This window comes from Clostridium estertheticum (genome assembly GCF_011065935.2).
GTDB lineage: Bacteria > Bacillota > Clostridia > Clostridiales > Clostridiaceae > Clostridium_AD > Clostridium_AD estertheticum_A.
Genome location: NZ_JAAMNH020000001.1, coordinates 1788145 through 1805762, shown reverse-complemented (window position 1 = coordinate 1805762; position 17618 = coordinate 1788145). Strand labels below are relative to the sequence as shown.

General features: G+C 33.2%; 12 protein-coding genes and 1 other annotated feature. Of the genes, 4 read left to right on the top strand and 8 right to left on the bottom strand.

Features of this window, described 5'->3' with window-relative positions; genetic code table 11:
• Positions 1 to 72 precede the first annotated feature (72 nt).
• From G9F72_RS08345 to G9F72_RS08330, 4 genes are all read right to left on the bottom strand, one after another.
• The gene (locus G9F72_RS08345) at positions 73 to 603 is read right to left on the bottom strand and encodes a GNAT family N-acetyltransferase (protein ID WP_164957872.1); all 531 of its coding nucleotides are present in this window, start codon (positions 601 to 603) and stop codon (positions 73 to 75) included.
• Between the two features lie 63 nt (positions 604 to 666).
• Positions 667 to 858, bottom strand: a complete 192-nt coding sequence (locus G9F72_RS08340; protein WP_164957871.1) for a hypothetical protein — start codon at positions 856 to 858, stop codon at positions 667 to 669.
• A gap of 49 nt (positions 859 to 907) precedes the next feature.
• A complete protein-coding gene (locus G9F72_RS08335; RefSeq protein WP_164957870.1) occupies positions 908 to 1093 on the bottom strand; it encodes a hypothetical protein in 186 nt (61 codons plus the stop codon).
• An 18-nt stretch (positions 1094 to 1111) separates the two neighbouring features.
• Positions 1112 to 1615 carry a GNAT family N-acetyltransferase gene (locus G9F72_RS08330; protein ID WP_164957869.1) on the bottom strand — a complete coding sequence of 168 codons (504 nt, stop codon included), beginning with the start codon at positions 1613 to 1615 and terminating at the stop codon, positions 1112 to 1114.
• A 400-nt stretch (positions 1616 to 2015) separates the two neighbouring features.
• Positions 2016 to 2266 (top strand) — a binding site (T-box leader).
• 59 nt (positions 2267 to 2325) lie between these two features.
• On the opposite strand from G9F72_RS08330, the gene gltX reads away from it, so the two are divergent.
• Together gltX and G9F72_RS08320 are read left to right on the top strand one after the other, a co-directional pair.
• Positions 2326 to 3981, top strand: coding sequence for a glutamate--tRNA ligase (gene gltX, locus G9F72_RS08325; protein ID WP_164957868.1), 1656 nt, complete (start codon positions 2326 to 2328; stop codon positions 3979 to 3981).
• Positions 3982 to 4242: 261 nt separating this feature from the next.
• A complete protein-coding gene (locus G9F72_RS08320; protein ID WP_164957867.1) occupies positions 4243 to 6852 on the top strand; it encodes a cation-translocating P-type ATPase in 2610 nt (869 codons plus the stop codon).
• 192 nt (positions 6853 to 7044) lie between these two features.
• Here G9F72_RS08320 and G9F72_RS08315 read toward each other — a convergent pair whose 3' ends face one another.
• On the bottom strand, positions 7045 to 8805 hold the full coding sequence (locus G9F72_RS08315) for a methyl-accepting chemotaxis protein (RefSeq protein ID WP_164957866.1): 1761 nt from the start codon (positions 8803 to 8805) through the stop codon (positions 7045 to 7047).
• A 330-nt stretch (positions 8806 to 9135) separates the two neighbouring features.
• On the opposite strand from G9F72_RS08315, the gene G9F72_RS27570 reads away from it, so the two are divergent.
• On the top strand, positions 9136 to 9357 hold the full coding sequence (locus tag G9F72_RS27570) for a leucine-rich repeat domain-containing protein (protein ID WP_224676037.1): 222 nt from the start codon (positions 9136 to 9138) through the stop codon (positions 9355 to 9357).
• A 7-nt stretch (positions 9358 to 9364) separates the two neighbouring features.
• Here the strand turns inward: G9F72_RS27570 and G9F72_RS08305 are convergent, their stop codons facing one another.
• Positions 9365 to 11098, bottom strand: a complete 1734-nt coding sequence (locus tag G9F72_RS08305; protein ID WP_164957864.1) for a methyl-accepting chemotaxis protein — start codon at positions 11096 to 11098, stop codon at positions 9365 to 9367.
• A gap of 455 nt (positions 11099 to 11553) precedes the next feature.
• On the opposite strand from G9F72_RS08305, the gene G9F72_RS08300 reads away from it, so the two are divergent.
• Positions 11554 to 13227 (top strand): MFS transporter, encoded by a 1674-nt coding sequence (locus G9F72_RS08300; RefSeq protein WP_164957863.1) that lies wholly within the window; start codon positions 11554 to 11556, stop codon positions 13225 to 13227.
• Between the two features lie 217 nt (positions 13228 to 13444).
• On the opposite strand, the gene G9F72_RS08295 is transcribed toward G9F72_RS08300, so the two are convergent.
• Entirely contained in the window at positions 13445 to 15277 is a 1833-nt protein-coding gene (locus G9F72_RS08295; protein WP_187356071.1) for an ABC transporter ATP-binding protein, read from the bottom strand.
• A gap of 45 nt (positions 15278 to 15322) precedes the next feature.
• On the bottom strand, positions 15323 to 17125 hold the full coding sequence (locus G9F72_RS08290; RefSeq protein ID WP_164957862.1) for an ABC transporter ATP-binding protein: 1803 nt from the start codon (positions 17123 to 17125) through the stop codon (positions 15323 to 15325).
• Positions 17126 to 17618: the final 493 nt, after the last annotated feature.

Here is a 17618-nt window from a genome sequence, read left to right as displayed (position 1 = left end):
CTTTCTCATTATTCCCTAGTCTTGCTGCTGATGCCTATTATGCTGATTTATCTTCAAAACAAGAATGCACTTTTATGCGAAATATTCTTCGCTTAACATTCCCATAACAATTTCATCATAATACTTTCCATCTCTGAAAATTTCTTTTCTGAGTCTTCCCTCTTGCTTAAATCCACATTTTTCATAGCATCTAATTGCACGTTCATTAAAAGAATATACATTCAATTTAATTTTGTGTATATTCATTTGCTCGAAAATAAACTTAATTAAAACCTTCATTGCATCAGTGCCATATCCCTTACTCCAATAATCTTTATCTCCGATGAATATACCCACAACTATCACGCTATTTTTCCAATCTATATCATTTATTCCGCAGCCACCTATATATTTATTGCCTTCTATTGTTTCTATGGCAAAACTATATTTTTCCTTTGTTGCTGACATTCCTTCAAACCATTTTTGTTCATCTTCAAAGGTGTATAGATAAGGAATCCCTGGGTGCAGAAGTTTCTTTATCTCAGGATCATTTATAAAACCTTGGGCTAATATCACATCTTCTTTTTTATATTCTCTCAATCTAATTTTTTCGCCAGTATACATTATTATTCCCCCTCGAATTCCTTAAGAGTACATAACAATTATTAATTGTTACGCCTCTTAATTTTATATTTTTTTACATATATATAATCCATGTAGACTATACCCAATTAAGCTGCTATCACTACATGTCATTAAATGATAATCCATCCACTTTTGAAATTCCTCTTCGTTAAATTCGTTTATTTTAGCACTAACTAGACCTGCCACTCCGTCAGTTGCAACATGATCAATTTTTGTTACATTAAAGCTATTCATTAATTTTTCTATATCCTCATATTTAGAAAAATAAAAACAGTCTATTTCATTACCATATCGGCAAGACTAAATGAATATCTTCCTGTTCCTGCCCAACTTCTAAAATTTTAGAACCTGGTTTAACAACCTTATCTAGACAATACATAGTTGTAATAAACTCTATTTTATGTGCATTATCCTTAATAAGTCTTACTTCCTCATCATAGTTTTCGTAATATTCTAATATATTTTTCATTTTATAGTCCCCTTCAATTTATATGTTGTACCTTGCCATTAAATACTCATTATCATATTTACCATTTCTAATAATTGCATATTTTTTAGTCCCTTCTATTACAAAACCCAGAGATTTATATAGGTTTATTGCTTTTTCATTATCCGTAAAAGCTCCTAATTCAATTCTAATAAGCATCAACCAATTATCTGCTATATCAATTAGACTTTTCATTAGTGCTCTTCCTATTCCCATTCTGTGGTAGTCTCTGTTTACCATTAATCCAATGCTGCCAGAATGTCTTACTCTGTTTGATTTGTTAACTGATAGAGATGCAACTCCAACTACTCTTTTAACTCCATATTCTTCCACTTCTGCTACCAGCATATGGTCATTGAGTGTAAGTCCACTTATGAATCCCTCAGTTCCCGTAACCCTTTCACTAGTAATCCCCATTATATTTTCTCTAACTCCATCTTGACGTCTTATTTCATTTATAAATACTGCGTCTTCAATTTTTACTGGTCTTATTATAAAATCCATGCCTAGACCCCCTCTTATATTTTCTCTTTGGAGATAGCAATTAATAACTGCTATCCCCCTGAACTTAAACTGGAGTAGATATCGATTATTAATTAATATCTACCGCCCCCATTTATTAATTTCAAACAAAAAAAGCTCTACGAAATCACTTTGGAAGCGACTCCGTAGAGTTATCTACGTGTAGGATGGTTCCCTGTACCGCTAACAATTTGTTAGGTACACTCACTGTATATGTTATATTTTATGGCATTGTCAATAAATTGTCAATATAAAACAATAAAATATGTAAATAATTTAAATTACTTACTAGATTTGTTTAAATGATGAAATACTGTTTTGTTGACATTCTAAATAATGCATGTATAATTAGAACTAAATAGTGAAATAATATAATTTAAACATAAATGCAATGAAAGAGAAAAGTAAGTATATTTCAATTTAAAGAGAACCAATGATGGTGGAAATTTGGTATTTGAAACTACAGAAAGAAGCTCTGGAGCAGTGGGCTGAAATATTTGAGTAAGCCTACCGGTAGCTTTCCGTTAAAAAAGTACAGTATGATTTATACTGTTAATGAGTGGATTTAGGTATTGCAAGATGCCTTTACATCAATTTAGGTGGTACCGCGGAAGTTTACCTTTCGTCCTATATAGTATAGGATGAGAGGTTTTTTTTGCGATTAATAATATTAACAAGAAAGGATGATTAAAATGGATTATTTAAAACTAGCAGATTTACTACTTCCAAGCATAGACAAAACTCCAGAATATTATACTAATCTCTACCCTGAAAGAAACCTTAAAGAAGGTGCTATGGTTACAAGATATGCACCTAGTCCAACTGGTTTTCAGCATCTTGGAGGGGTATTCGCGGCACTTATATCTGAGAGAGTGGCTCATCAAAGTGAAGGAATATTCTATTTTAGGGTAGAAGACACAGATAAAAAAAGAGAGGTAGTTGGTGCCATTGAAGATAGTACTAACACCTTACGAGATTTCGGAATCTATTTTGATGAAGGGGTTGTGGATTCTAATAGTGAAAAAGGTGCTTATGGGCCTTATAAGCAAAGCGATAGAATGGAAATATATCATACCTTCGTAAAGGATTTGATAAAAAAAGGCTTAGCTTATCCCTGCTTTTGCACTGAAGAAGAATTAAATAGCACAAGGGAGATTCAACAAGAGCAAAAAATCAATACAGGGTATCATGGAAAATGGGCTATTCACAGAAATGCTACTTTTGATGTAATTAATGAGGAGCTATCAAAAGGCAAACCTTTTGTTATAAGACTTAAATCTCCTGGCGATCCAGATAAAAGAGTAATTTGTAATGATTTAATTAAAGGCAATATAAGTATGCCAGAAAATGATCAAGATATTGTAATACTTAAAACGAATGGTCTTCCAACCTACCATTTTGCTCATGCTGTAGATGACTATTTAATGAGAACAACCCATGTAATACGTGGTGAAGAGTGGTTTTCTTCTCTTCCTATACATTTACAATTATTTGAAATGTTAGGCTGCAAAGCTCCAAACTATGCTCATATACCTACAATAATGAAAATGGATGGAACATCAAAACGTAAACTTAGTAAAAGAAAAGACCCAGAAATCCGCGTAGATTATTATAAATCTGAGGGGTATCCTCTTATATCTGTAACTGAGTATCTTGTAAATTTGGTTAACTCTAATTTTCAAGAATGGAGATCCGCAAACGTTGATGAGCCTTGTACAAACTTTACTATTATCCTTGAAAATATGAGCAAAAGTGGTGCATTATTTGATATTTTAAAACTTAACGATATGAGTAAAGATATTATAGCCGCTATGAGTGCAGGCACAGTCTATGATTTATACCTTGCTTGGGCTAAAGAAAATGATACTGCAATTGCTGATATACTTACCAAGAATGAGGATTATACAAAGCAAATATTTAATATTGAAAGAGAAAATGAAAAACCAAGAAAAGATTTCGTAAAATGGCTAGATGTAAAAGAACATATTGAATATTTCTTTGATGATTTTTATAAAAATAGTATTAGTGCTGGCACTAATTTCCCTGAGCATATACCAAATGAAGATGTGAAAATAATTCTTGCAGACTATATAGCTATTTATAATCATAGTGATGATGCAGATACTTGGTTTTCACGTGTTAAAGAGCTTTCTGAAAAACTTGGATATGCAAAAAACGGAAGAGTTTATAAAAAGAATCCCGAATTATATAAAGGGTTAGTTTCTGATGTTGCAGCAGTTATCAGAGTGGCCTTAACTAATAGAACACAAACTCAGGATTTATATGAAGTAATGCAGGTTATGGGCGAAAAACGTGTTATTGGAAGATTAAGTCAAGATTTTGCTTAGGAAATGAAAAGTATAGTTGTTGACAATTATACCTAAATACATTAACATAATAATATAGTGATTATGTAGTTTTAAAATTATATATGTAGAGGGAGTAACTTCCTGTTTTTAAAACAGAATCAAAGTCGTCACCACGGATTAAATCCCGGCTTTGATAACTTCTAAAGTTTTGTGAGACTCTACAACTGGTATAAATGCCAGTTGTAGAGTCTTTTTGTTTTTATCCTATATTTAGAATCAACTAAACAAGGGGGAATAATAATGAACATATTTTATACTCAAACATCTGAAGGAGTGATGAAAACTCTGAGGGTTACAGAAAAAGGACTAACTGATCTTGAAATAAATAATAAGAGAGAAGAGCAGGGCTTTAATGAATTAACTGAAGGTGCTAAAAAAAGCCACCTACAGATATTTTTAGAACAATTTAAGGATTTTTTAGTACTAATACTTATAGCTGCAGCAATTATATCAGCCTTCCTTGGAAAGTTTGAGAGTACACTTGTTATAATTGTAGTTGTTGTTATAAATGCGGTCCTTGGAACTGTTCAGCACATTAAAGCGGAACAATCTTTGAAAAGCCTTAAAGCTCTTTCCTCACCTACAGCCAAGGTTTTAAGGAATGGTAACAAGCTAGAAATTCCTTCAAGGGAATTGTTAGTTGGAGATATCTTATATTTAGATGCAGGAGACTATGTAAGTGCTGATGGAAGAATAATTGAAAACTACAGTCTTCAGATAAATGAAAGTTCACTCACAGGTGAATCAGAAAGTGTACTAAAAACAACAAATATAATAAAAGAGGTCAATGTAGCAATTGGTGATAGAAAAAACATGGTGTTTTCTGGAAGCCTTGCAACCTATGGAAGGGCTCTAATTCTAGTTACGGCTATTGGAATGAAAACAGAACTCGGTAAAATAGCTAACCTCTTAGAAACTGCAAAAGAAAAGAAGACTCCCTTACAAGTCAATTTGGACAACTTCGGTAAAAAACTAGCCTTTGTTATCCTCGTAATATCTGCACTTATTTTCGCCCTTAATGTTTATAGGGGAAATGCAATTATTGAATCCTTTATGTTTGCTATATCCCTTGCTGTTGCAGCAATACCTGAGGCATTGAGTTCTATAGTAACAATAGTTCTTGCCCTCGGAACCCAAAAGATGTCTCGTGAAAATGCTATAGTAAGAAAGCTTCATGCTGTTGAAAGTCTAGGAAGTATTTCAGTACTATGCTCTGATAAAACGGGAACGCTGACTCAGAATAAAATGACTGTACAAAAGATATATGTTGATAAAAAAATACACTCCCATGATGGACTTGACCATGACAAGCTTTTAGAAAAGAATCTTGTACTAATGGCGCTATTGTGTAATGATGCTGTAACTATTGAAAACAAAGAGATTGGAGATCCAACTGAGGTTGCACTTGTAAACCTAGGTGAAATATATGATTTGGATGAACTTGACATCAGAAAGGTCTATCCAAGAACTTCTGAAGTACCCTTTAATTCTGATAGAAAGCTAATGAGTACGGCGAATAAATTCAAAGACAAAACTACTATGATAACCAAGGGTGCACTTGATGTACTTTTATTAAAAGCGATAAAAATAGCTACATCAAGCGGAGTTAAAATCTTGACTGAAAATGATAAAAAGGAGATTGAAAGAGTAAACAAGGAGTTTTCTGAAAGTGGTCTAAGAGTTTTAGCCTTTGCTTATAAAGAAATAGAAGAAGGAAAATCAATAGCTACTGAGGATGAAAATGACTTAATATTTGTGGGGCTCATTTCCATGATGGATCCACCAAGAATAGAATCTGCTAAAGCAGTATCAGACTGTATTAAGGCTGGTATTAAACCAGTAATGATAACTGGCGATCACAAGATAACCGCTTCTGCCATTGCCAAACAAATAGGTATACTAAATAATGAATCTGAAGCTATGGAAGGATACGAGCTTGACTCATTAAGTGATGAAGATCTTAAAATCGTGGTAGAGAATATTTCTGTATACGCTAGAGTATCCCCTGAACACAAGATAAGAATAATAAGAGCATGGCAGAAAAGAGGCAATGTAGTTGCAATGACCGGGGATGGTGTAAATGATGCACCTGCATTAAAGCAAGCAGACATTGGTATAGCTATGGGAATAACTGGTACCGAGGTTGCTAAAGATGCTGCTTCAATAGTGCTTATGGATGATAATTTTTCAACCATAGTAAAGTCAATTTCCAATGGCAGAAGTATATATTCAAATATAAAAAACTCCATTAAATTCTTATTATCAGGAAATACTGCAGGTATATTATCAGTACTTTATGCTTCACTTATAGCACTTCCAATACCTTTTGCACCAGTTCACCTTCTATTTATCAACCTAGTTACAGATAGTCTTCCAGCTATTGCAATAGGACTTGAGCCTCATAATAAGGATATAATGAGTGATAAGCCTAGAAACATAAACTCACCTATACTAAATAAATCCTTTGCACTAGAAGTACTAATTGAAGGATTGCTTATTGCCATAGGTACAATGCTAGCCTTCCATATAGGATTATCAACCGGCGATACTGTGGTTGCAAGCACCATGGCATTTGCAACACTGTGTTTCTCAAGACTGCTCCATGGATTTAATTCTAGGTCAAAACAATCCATATTTAAAATAGGAGTTTTCTCAAATAGCTACTTATGGATTGCCACCATATTAGGTTCTTTACTTTTAGAATTAGTTTTAAGATTTAAGCCACTTATGGGAGTTTTTGAAGTAGCTGCATTAACTTTAAATCAGCATGCTATAGTATATGGACTTTCATTTATGCCTCTAATTCTGATTCAAGTATATAAACTATTATTTGTAAAAGCTAATAAGTAATTTAACTACAGTCTAGAATTTCATTTATACCATATTAGTGGTTTTCCTATGATAATTAAGAAACTTAATGAAACGTCTTGTTATAATAAAACAGGGTGACAACCACTTATCATGTGGTTGCCACCCTTCTACTTTATACATAATATTGTCATCCTAGGGCTTGAAAACTTGCCACATGGATGGCATCTTTAATTAAACCTCAAATGCATTTACTGCATCTCTAAGCTTTTCTGCAAGACTCTTTAAGTCTTGAGTGTGTGATAAAATTTGTTCTACACTTGCCAATTGCTGCTCAGTTGTAGCAGAAACCTGCTGAGTTGCAGCTGAATTTTGTTCCGTTGAAGCTGAGAGGGTCTCTAAAATTTCGATTAAATCATTTTTTTCTGTTTCCATTTCAAGACTATAGCCCTTAATGCTTGTCATGTCTTTTGAAATCTTATCTATAGACTTTAATATATCAACAAATATACTTTTAGCATCTATTACAGACTTACTTTGTTCTTTTGCTATGGTCTTTCCTTCTTGCATAGCTTTAACTGCATCTTTTGATTTTTCCTGTATTCCGTTGATTAATTCTCTGACTTTTCCGGCAGATATAGCAGACTGTGAAGCCAGCTTTCTTACTTCTTCAGCAACTACAGCGAATCCTTTTCCCTGCTCACCCGCTCTAGCTGCTTCTATAGCCGCATTTAGAGCCAATAAATTGGTCTGCTCTGATATCTGGCTAATGGCTTCAGTTATTGCTCCAATTTCTACAGAGGTTCTATCAACCTCCAATATTATATTACTAGCCTTTTCAACAGCCTTGCTGTTTTCTTCTGATTTTACTAAAAGCGATTCAATTGCCTGAAGTCCCTTACCCCCTATATCAGCAGTGGATGCTGCAGCCTCATTAGTTTTTATAGTCAGTTCTGTAACAAGTTCTATTTTACCTGATAAACTCATAACCCTATTAACTCCATTTTCAGTTTCCTTAGCTTGCTCGCTTGATCCTCTTGCAATCTCTTCAACTGAAGCTGCTACCTCATTAATAGCGGCTGTGTTTTCATCAACAATTCTGTCTAGCACCTGTGAAGAGTTAAATACAACAGTAGCCGAATTTTTTACTGAGCCTATTAATTCATTTACGCTCTTAACCATCCTATTAAATGATTCATTTAACTTTCCAATTTCATCTCTATTTTTTATATTCAAATCTGGAATATTTAAATTACCTGAGGCTACAATATCTACAGCTTTACCAATTTTTTTAATTGGACGGGAAATGTGCTCTGCAAATAGTATAATTACTGCTGAGCCTAAAACGATTACTGCTAAAAGTACAATAAGCGTACTATTAAGAATCTTATTTGACCCCACATTAAAATCATTCATATAAGTTCCTGCACTAACAACCCAGCCCCAATTAGGATCTGTCTTTTGGTAGGTTATTTTGTTTGAAATCTTCTCTGAATTAGGAAGAGTCCACCAATAAGTCAAATACCCTCCACCATTATTTCCTATTTTAATTTGATTCTTAACAAAATAACTGCCATCTTTTTTATCTTTAACATCTATTACGCTCTTACCTTCTAGTGTAGGATGCACTGCCTCAACACCCTCTTGAGTGTATGCCAACAAATATCCGCTTTTCCCAAGGCTCAAATTTTTGTTAATAGGCCTTGTTCCGTCTGAATTCCTTTTACCTAACATATACTCCCTAACTCTCTCTTGTGCTTCATCCAGGGTTAACTTGCCTCCAGCTACAAGCTTTTGATTTTCATCAATTACCTGTAACGTCATTTCCACGCTGTTTTTTAATAATACCTTCCCACCTTCTTGAAGTTCTTTTTTAGCAACCTCATAGCTTATTATACCTAATGTAAATACAGGTATAAGTAAGAGTAACCCTGTCACCATGATAAGTTTTTTCCTAATATTCAATCCGCCTGTTTTCTTTGGTGCTTTTTTCATTAATCGTATCCCCCTATATAATAATAGTTTCCTTTATTATATTATCGGCATGTTATGAGCCTTACTTTAGTTCCGGCTATTCCTCATTTCCTTTTGAATCTTTTTTAATGCCTTCTTAGACCCTCACTCAATGTCTCTTTCTAAATTTCGCTTTTCATAGTCTACAAATAGTATTTTAAAATCATAATCTTCTAGGTATATAAATCCTCGGCGGAGCTTCAAATCTTTATTATTTCATGGAAGCAAATAAAATCAAATGTAGATAGAGTCTTGGGGGGGTAAAGTGAATTCAAAGTAAATACCTCACCATATCCTACTCTTCCTAATATAATGACATTGAGATTATCAATTAATGATATTGAAGAAATAAGTAGCTTAAATAAATTATCCAGTTTAAGAAATTTACAATTAGGTGCAAATAAAATCAAAGATGTAAGACCCTTAAGTAATATGACCAACTTAAAAGTACTACAACTAGAAAGAAATCCGATAGACGATTTGAGCCCTCTGGATAATTTAAAATCCGTAGAAATCAGGAAAGAATTACTATAATCTTTAATTAAATTTTAAATTTATGAACTAGATTATTAAGCTTTTCAGCCATTTCCGCTTGGCTTTGAGCTGACTTAGATATATCCTCAACAGCAAGTGTAGTTTCATTTATTCCATTCATGATTTCTTCGCTATTAGCAGCTGATTGCTGGGATGTTGCTGATACATTCTCAATTGCACTACCAACGGTCTCAATTGATTGAAGTACCAGTTTTGCTTTCTTAGCTATTTCATCAGACATACTACTGAAAAACTCTGCATCCTTCTCATACTTCTCTCCGGATTCTATAAAAAAGCTATAATTTGGTGTTACATGTTCGGCAATAAAATTAAGGACACCTTCTGCATTATAAGTTATGTTCTTAAATGCCTCCTGAACCTTAGTAATAACCTCTTGAATTTCTGATACACTGTTGGATGATTCCACTGCAAGTTTTCTTACCTCATCTGCTACAACAGAAAAGCCTTTTCCATGTTCACCGGCCCTAGCAGCTTCAATAGCAGCATTTAATGCTAAAAGATTAGTCTGCGATGATATTGAGCCTATTGTATCAGCTATGATTTTAATTTTCTCAACTATCTTGCCTTTTTCAATTGCATCGTTAATCTCTTCTTGTCTGCTCTTATAAATTTTCTGGGTATTATTGCTTGAATTTAACCCCGTTTCTTTTACATTTAGTGCTCTTTTTTGAATTTCCGTTGAGGAGATATTTCCAAAGGCCGCCTTTTCCGCTAAATCTTGTGCAAAAGAAGTTATATCCACTGTTGAGGCGTTTACCTCTTCTGTTATTGCACTTAATTCTTCAGTACCCTGTGTAATCTGTCTAGTTGATTCATTTATGAGTTCCATCTTTTCAGTTATGTCCAAAGCAGTAGCAGAAACTTCTTCACTTGTTGCGCTTAGTTCTGCGACACTTGATATTATTTCAGATATTAAGCTTTTAACATTTCCCCCTGCCTTATTTAGTTCAGATGCAAGTATACCTATTTCATCCCTCTTAGTGATATCAATTATTTCAGTTAAATCTCCTTCTCCAAAGGCCTTTGCAAAGCTAGTTACTTTCTTTAATTGCCTTGAAATCATTGATGATATCAAATAACCGAGAATAAGTGCAATTAAAATACCTACTATAAAGAGAGATTGCATTTCTTTAAGTGATTTACTCGTAACCCCTTTATTTAAACTTTGCATTTCTCCTGCTTCTTTCATATTGCATTCAACGATTGTTCCTAGTTCATCTAAAACCTTATCCTGCAAGGCCAAATACTCTTTAGCTTCCACTTTAGCCTCTTCATATTTCCCACTTTTAACTATATCAACTACCTTGTCCCTTTGCCCTCTATAGTTTACAAGATTTTTTTTTAATTCTTCGTAAGTTTTATTTTCAAGAATAACAGATTCAGCTTTTATTTGTGAAACTGGAATAGCATCATATTCACTTATAAGTTTATTGTCTTTATCAACTAAATCTTTTATAGATTTACTTAACGCATCAACCTCATTTTTATTCTCCCCATCAAGGATAAGTGACATATTATATTTTATTTGCATAATGTTGTGCCTGACAGTGGTCATTTGTTGAAGTGGTACTAGATTGTTTGTTACAATTAATTGGCTATTAATATCCACTTTTTTAATATCTTTAGACCCGATAAATCCAACTATTCCGATTAGTAATGCCACAAAAATAAAGCTAGCTGTTAATTCTGTTTTAATTCTCATATTTTTTAACCAATACATTTTATGTCCCCCTCGTTACTTATGTGATTATATTCTACTAACATCGTAATAATCTGTTCTAATAATACTTATAATATTCTACATTTCCTACCAATATATCTCAAATTAATGTCAGCATTGTTACAAAACAGTTACAAAAATGCATAACGTGTCGATTAAACAACATATTATTTCCAATTGCCATTCTATGTGTGTAACGTGTAAAATAAATCAAACTAATGAATTAATATCAATTAACTATATTTATTTTCTAAAATCTATTGCATTATTTTTTTTAAAGTAATACAATGTGAACATAGTTCATATTGTATTACTTGTATAAATCTATTATTTTTTACTAAGTTTTTCTCTAATAAAATTATTTACAAAAGCTAACTTATACTTTATATTTTTTTAACCTCTAATGAACATGGTTCATAATGCAAATCTATTATTTAAAGGAGTGAAAATTTGATATGAAAAGTAAAACTTCAACTATTGCTATGATTATATTTTTACTTGGAATTTTTATGGGTGCTATTGATTCCGGTATTGTATCCCCTGCAAGAACAATAATTTCTAATTTCTTTGGAATAAGTGGCTCCAGCAGCGTTTGGGTTATAACCATTTATACTTTAGCTTATGCTGTATCAATGCCTATAACAGCAAAACTATCAGACCGTCATGGAAGAAAGAAAGTTTATATGATTTCTATATCATTATTTGCTTTTGGTTCTTTACTATGTGGATTATCAAACTTTATAAATAGCTACAACTTCTTACTTTTTTCTAGAGTAATCCAAGCTCTTGGTGGCGGTGGAATTATGCCTATTGCCATAGCATATATTGGTTCCTCATTCCCTCTTGAAAAAAGGGGTACTGCCCTAGGTTTAGTAGGTGCAATATTTGGTATTTCTACTATTCTAGGTCCAACAATAGGTTCCTTTGTTCTTTCCATAGCAGGCGATGCTAATTGGGGATTTTTATTCTTCATTAACCTACCAATAAGCTTAGTAATACTTACTTTAGCACTTAATCTTAAGGAAAACAAAAATGAAAAACCTATAAAAAAAATGGATTTGAAGGGCTGTGGAGCATTAACAATAGTAATTTTATCTCTAATGTACTCTGCAACAAACTTAAAATTTCATGACTTAGCTAATTCAATTTCCTCTAAAGATGTATTGCCATTTTTATTAATCTTCTTAATATCACTGCCTATATTCATCCTTATTGAGAAAAAGGCAGAGGATCCTGTTTTGAATTTACACTACTTTACTAATAAGCAAATTGCCATTACTTTAGCACTAAGCTTTGTTGTAGGCACTGGACTCATGGGTACTATTTTCCTTCCACAGTTTGGCGAAAATATTCTTAAAATAAAGATGGGTACTGGTGGCTATATAGTTACATTATTTGCTGTATTTACTGGTATATCAGCTCCTTTAGGTGGGAAATTCATAGATAAAATGGGGGTAAAAAAGGTACTATTAGCTGGCTTCGGTTTTTCATTTATAGGTGCATTGTATCAAGCGTTGGTAACTGCTAATCACCCTAGTTTTTTCAACCTATTTATTGGCCTAATATTCATGGGCTTAGGTATGGGCTTAACCATGGGTACGCCAATTAACTACTTAATGATGAGCTTAGTACCAGAAGAAGAAGCTTCTGCTGGTCAATCAACAGTTTCACTTATACGTTCTATTGGTATTGCTATTTCTCCAAACCTATTAGTAAACTTTATAGCTACTGCTGGCAGTAAGGTGCCTGGAGCAATCCAAGCAGTATTACCTAAAGTAAATGGCGTTCCTGGTAATGGAGCCTTCAGTGGAAAAATGTCTGCTGAGACCATAACTAAATTCCAAAATTCTGATGTAACCACAATATTTAATACTGTTAGAGAATTTGTGGGTTCAATGATAGATGGACTTAAGAGCACTTTAGCTTCAAATCCTCATGTAAACTTTAACGCTATTAAAACTGGATATCTGTCTTCTGTAGACAGCTCAAGAGCTACTATTGAAAATACTTACCAAAGCACAATGAATGCTGGATTTTCAAATGTATTCATTGGAGCTGCCGTTATAGCTGCTGTGGGATTATTATTAACACTATTTATAAAAGATAAAAAGCTAACTAAAATTACGTAGTTAAAATGAAAGACTCGGGTAGCTAACCCGAGTCTTTCTCTATCTTTCACTTTAAATAATATATTGTCCCACAATAAGTGGAAATAACTAAAAGTTAAACTTTATATGGACGTTTAATAACTTATATTAAACGTCCCTGTATTTTCCATTTTCAACATGCCAAGTGGCAAGTAATATACCACTCAACATGCCACTTGCCACGTGGGTGGCACCATCCCTAGGAAATCACTGCTTTGCTTTCCAGTTCCTTCTCTTCAAGCAATTGGTTTGTATATAGGGTATAGTAGTAACCTTTTCTCATTAACAGTTCTCTGTGAGTTCCTGATTCTGTTATCTTTCCATGTCTTATAACAAGAATTTTATCTGCAGAGACGATGGTAGAAAGTCTATGGGCAACCACAAAGCTAGTTCTATCTGAGAGAACTTTTTCTATGGCATCTTGTATCATTCTTTCTGTCTCTGTATCTATAGAGGAGGTAGCTTCATCAAGAACGAATAGTGCTGGATTTGCTACAATGGCTCTCGCAAAGGATATAAGTTGTTTCTCTCCGGTGGATAAATTACCACCACCTTCACCAACCTCTGAGTCGTAGCCTTTTTCTAGTTTACTTATAAAACTATGAGCATTTACAAGCTTTGCTGCATTTTCAATTTCATCCTGCGTTGCATCAAGCTTTCCATACATAATATTTTCTCTAATATTCCCACTAAATAGGTGTGGGCTTTGAAGCACATAGCCTATATTTGATTGAAGCCATAATAGTGATCTTTCTCTATAATCACTTCCGTCAATTAATATTTCTCCGCTACTTGGCTCATAAAATCTACAAAGCAAGTTTACTAAGGTGCTTTTACCAGAACCAGTTTCTCCAACTAGTGCTATTGTGTCACCTTTTTTCACTTTTAGGTTAAAGTTTTGAAATACCTTTTCTCCATTTTTATAGGAAAAGCATACATCTTTAAACTCAATATCACCATGTATTGGTTCAAAATTTTCTACTTTTGGATTAAATAAATCTCCGTACTTCTCAATTACATCCTTTCTATCCCATATATCTGGCTCAGTTTCTATTAATGTTATGATTCTTTCTGCAGATGCCTGGGCATTTTGAAGTTCTGCAATGGTTCCAGCTAACTGACTTACAGGATCAAAAAACTGTACTGTATAAGCAATAAACATTACAAAAGTACCATAGGATAGTGATTGTGATATAACGCTTTTTCCTCCTATCCAAAGAACAAAACCTGCGCCTAAACTTCCCATGGATATAACAATTGGAAGAAACAAAGCAGAAAACATAGCTGCCTTTACTGAGGATTTCCTCATATTGCCTGCATCTTGTTTAAATTCACTTAGGTTTTCTTCTTCGCGAACTAGAGTTTTTGTAGTTTTAGCTCCAGATACCTCTTCACTAAAATCTGCAGTTAACCTGGAATTTAATTTTCTCACCTTTCTATAGGATTTTAAGATTTTCTTTTGAAAAAACATTCCTATTAAAAATAGTGGTGGTACAACACTCATACATATAAGAGTTAGTTTTACATTATTATAAAGCATTACTCCTATAAATCCAGTCATCATAACTAGTGCCCATACCATGTCAATTAATCCCCATGATATTATTTCACTAAGCCTTGCTACATCCGAGGTCATTCTTGCCATAAGCCATCCAACAGATGAGTTATCATAATATGAAAAGGACAACTGTTGAAGCCTTTTAAAACCAAGCTTTCTTATATGATAGGCCAGGTGTGTTTCAATCTTACCTGCATTTATTATAAATAGTCTTACATTTAATGCTTGAAAAACAATTATACAAAAGTAAATTACTGCAAAGGTGGTAAGCCCCTGCGTTGTTTTCTTTACTATAAAATTATCAATGGCATATCTTGTGAGCAGTGGCATTACTACATCTATACCTGCCACTCCCACCATAAGGAACGCCAAAAACGCGAGTCCCTTTTTAAATTCTGTAAGGTATTTAAAGAGCCTTCTCCAAATACCTACATCTATTTTATCGTTTAATTTGTTTTCATCTATTCTGGACACAATATCACTTCCCTTGAATATTTAGTGTACCTAGCCTGGACTGATTTACTCATTACATACCTGCTTTTCATCATCTAAGGCATCCAATGATGTCTGTATTTCCCATATTCTTTTATAGATTCCATCACTTTTAATAAGAGTTTTATGGGTTCCAATGCTCTCAATCTTTCCATGGTTTAATACTATAATTTTATCTGCTCCCATAACTGTTGAAATTCTATGAGAGATTATAAAAGTAGTGTTTCCTTTACTTTTCTTTTTAAGTTCTCCCCTTATAACTCTATCCGTTTCAGCGTCCACTGCACTTAATGAATCATCGAATATCAATATGGGCATATCCTTTATAAGCGTTCTTGCTATGGCAACTCTTTGTCTTTGTCCTCCTGATAAGGTAACACCCTTTTCTCCAACGACGGTGTCATACCCCTTTTCAAAGGAAGTTATAACATTATGCACAGCTGCTACTGTTGCTGCATTATGGATTTCTATATCCTTTGAGTCTATCTTTGCCATTTTGATGTTTTCCTTTATTGTTCGTGAATAGAGAAAGGGCTCTTGAAGCACTATTCCTACATTATTTCTCATATGCTTTCTTTCAATATCCTTAAGCTCTATTCCATCAACTTTTATAGAACCACTATCATAATCATAAAGTCTTAATAAAAGATGAACTAATGAGGATTTACCTGAACCTGTTGGTCCAACAATAGCCACTGTTTCGCCTTTTTTTACTTTAAAACTTATATCACTCAGAATTTCATTATCACTTTCATATTCAAAGTTTACATTTTCAAAGCTTATTTCTCCTTTAATCTCTGGCTTTAGTGCCTGCCCATATTCTTGTTCCACTGGCACATCAATAATATTTGTTATTCTTTGAAGAGATACTGACATTTTTCCCATATCGGAAAGTATTCTACCCAGTTGTCTTACTGGCCATAATAACATTCCTTCATAAGTGTTGAATACTACCAAAGTACCTAAACTTATTTCTCCGTTAACTGCAAAATATATGCCTGATACTAAAACCAGACCAATTTGAGTCATACAAAGAATATCTGAGGTAGACCAATAAGTTGAAAGTAGCTTTACTAAATTGAAATTCAAATCCCTATATTTCATGTTTTCTTTTTCATATTTATCAATTTCAAAGTTCTGTCTTCCAAAAGCTTTTACTACTCTAACTCCACTTAAGTTTTCTTGAAGCACTGATGTTAGAACTCCCTCCTGTGAATCAGCCTTTTCAAAAGTATTTTTAATTTTATAAAAAAACACATATGAAAATATAAATATAATTGGTACTATCACCATTGCAATAACTGTCATCTTTTTATTAAGTGACAACATCATTATTATTGCAAAGGTCACTATAAAAAATGCTCTTCCGATTTCCACCATTTGCGCTGCAAAGAATTTTCTAACGGTGTCCACATCTGAAGTACATCTTTGAATAAGGTCCCCTGATTCTGCTTTTACATGATATTCGTAGGGTAAATTCTGAATATGATCATAAAGCTTCACTCTCATATTTCTTGCAATGTTTTCAGCTGCCTGCGCAGAAAGTTTTCCTCTTAAGAATAAAAAAACTCCTCTTATACAGGTTAATATTACAAGACTCAAAGAACATATCCATAAATTTCTAAAAAGTACAGTTGTTCCACCCACCATCATTACTAGCCTTTCTATAGGCACCGGAACATTCAATGGTTTGTTCCCTATTACTGAATCTATTGTTACTTTTATAATCATAGGCTCTAGCATTGCTATAAATGTAGCTGCTGCTATAGAAAGTATTGCTGCAGTATATAATAATCTATTTCCCTTAGTTAACCTTAAAAGTTTCTTCATATAAATCCTCCCCCTTGTGACCGGACAAAGTTGATATTACCACTTGCGTATTTTCCAGCTTTTAATATGGTCTTAGTACAATTTTGGAAAACTCAAGTGTAAAAATTAAAATTCCAGCCCCTAAATTTTCTGTAATCATGTTTTTTAATCACTTTCAAACCACTCCTTCTTTTTAATAGAATAGAAAAATATACATTATAAAAATTAAAAAGCCGAAGAATAAATATTCTACGGCTTTTTAACATATTATTAGCTGTTATGAGTACTTGTATTTTTACATAGAAGCTCCATAATACTAATAAAAAAGCCGTAGGTACACTCCCCCGGCTTAGATAATTAATATAAATAACAAAGTTTATTAATATTAAAAATTCGTACCAAGATCATGTTTATATAATTCAGTAAATTTTACCATAGTGTTCACAAAATCTAATGAAAATCTTCTATTTGTAAGCATGGTCACGACCTCCTCTTTAATATTAGTTGTTGCCAA

Coding starts and splice junctions, on each gene's coding strand:
- G9F72_RS08335 (WP_164957870.1), bottom strand. CDS start 1,093: ATGAAAAATATATTAGAATATTACGAAAACTATGATGAGGAAGTAAGA.
- G9F72_RS08340 (WP_164957871.1), bottom strand. CDS start 858: ATGAATAGCTTTAATGTAACAAAAATTGATCATGTTGCAACTGACGGA.
- gltX (WP_164957868.1), top strand. CDS start 2,326: ATGGATTATTTAAAACTAGCAGATTTACTACTTCCAAGCATAGACAAA.
- G9F72_RS08305 (WP_164957864.1), bottom strand. CDS start 11,098: ATGTATTGGTTAAAAAATATGAGAATTAAAACAGAATTAACAGCTAGC.
- G9F72_RS08290 (WP_164957862.1), bottom strand. CDS start 17,125: ATGAAGAAACTTTTAAGGTTAACTAAGGGAAATAGATTATTATATACT.
- G9F72_RS08315 (WP_164957866.1), bottom strand. CDS start 8,805: ATGAAAAAAGCACCAAAGAAAACAGGCGGATTGAATATTAGGAAAAAA.
- G9F72_RS08330 (WP_164957869.1), bottom strand. CDS start 1,615: ATGGATTTTATAATAAGACCAGTAAAAATTGAAGACGCAGTATTTATA.
- G9F72_RS08320 (WP_164957867.1), top strand. CDS start 4,243: ATGAACATATTTTATACTCAAACATCTGAAGGAGTGATGAAAACTCTG.
- G9F72_RS08345 (WP_164957872.1), bottom strand. CDS start 603: ATGTATACTGGCGAAAAAATTAGATTGAGAGAATATAAAAAAGAAGAT.
- G9F72_RS27570 (WP_224676037.1), top strand. CDS start 9,136: ATGACATTGAGATTATCAATTAATGATATTGAAGAAATAAGTAGCTTA.
- G9F72_RS08300 (WP_164957863.1), top strand. CDS start 11,554: ATGAAAAGTAAAACTTCAACTATTGCTATGATTATATTTTTACTTGGA.